Source organism: Xanthomonas sp. SHU 308 (genome assembly GCF_000364645.1).
GTDB lineage: Bacteria > Pseudomonadota > Gammaproteobacteria > Xanthomonadales > Xanthomonadaceae > Xanthomonas_A > Xanthomonas_A sontii.
The window spans coordinates 1-968 of record NZ_AQOK01000723.1 but is presented as its reverse complement, the minus strand read 5'-3'; the positions used below and the strand labels follow the sequence as shown (position 1 = coordinate 968).

The 968-nt window shown below is 73.9% G+C and carries 1 protein-coding gene; it reads left to right on the top strand.

All coding sequences use genetic code 11. The features are described 5' to 3' along the window. A partial coding sequence (locus tag D588_RS25525; protein ID WP_017917179.1) for a S8 family serine peptidase occupies positions 1-692 on the top strand: 692 nt, incomplete at its 5' end. Positions 693-968 lie beyond the last annotated feature (276 nt).

Below are 968 nucleotides of genomic sequence, written 5' to 3'. Positions count from 1 at the left end.
CCGGCGTGCAGGTGCAATCCTGGGGCTGCGACGGGCAGGTGCGCGCGCAGCCGCACGGCACGGCGGTCGCCTCGCTGCTGGCCGGACGCGCGGTGGCGCACGGGCCGTTCGCGCGCACCCTGTATGCGGCCGACATCTATTGCGGACAGGCCGATGGCGGCACCGTGGTCGAGCTGGTCGGGGCACTGGCGTGGATGGCGCAGCAACAGGTGCCGGTGATCAACATCAGCCTGATCGGCGGGCCCAACCGTGCGTTGCAACTCGCCGTGCAGCGCATGCTCGCGCGCGGCCACGTGCTGGTCGCCGCGGTGGGCAACGACGGCCCGGCAGCACCGCCACTGTATCCCGCGGCCTATCCCGGGGTGATCGGTGTCACCGCGGTGGATGCGCGTGCGCGGGTCTTGCCGGAGGCGGGGCGAGGGCCGCAGGTGGCCTTCGCCGCGGTCGGCGAACTGATCGCCGCCGCGCCGCAAGGCCGCTGGCAAACGCAGCGTGGTACCTCCTTCGCGGCGCCGCTGGTGGCGCGGCTGGCGGCGCAGGCACTGTCGCAGCCGAATCCGCAGGCGGCCGCGCAGCTGCGCACGCAGTTGCAGGCGCAGGCGCGCGATCTCGGTGCGCCCGGCGCCGATCCGGTGTACGGCGCCGGGCTGCTCGGCGCGGACCTGCCGCTGCAGCGCGCGCCGGGCGGCTGAACGCATTCTGTCTGCGTCCCGCCTGCACGGGATGTTCTGCGTCGCTCGATTCGTAGGGAAACATGAGAGCCGCAGATGGCCTGCGGCGACACGAGGAGAATGCGATGAACGGCAAGACTCTGTTGGCGAGCGCGGTGCTGGTGGCGTCGGTGGCGCTGATCCCGGGCGTGGCCGGCGCGCAGTTGCTGGGCGGTGCGGGCAGCGTGGGCGGTGCGGTCAACGGCACCCTGGGCGGCCTGGGCGGCGGCAGCCTCGGCGGCAACGGCATGGGCGCCG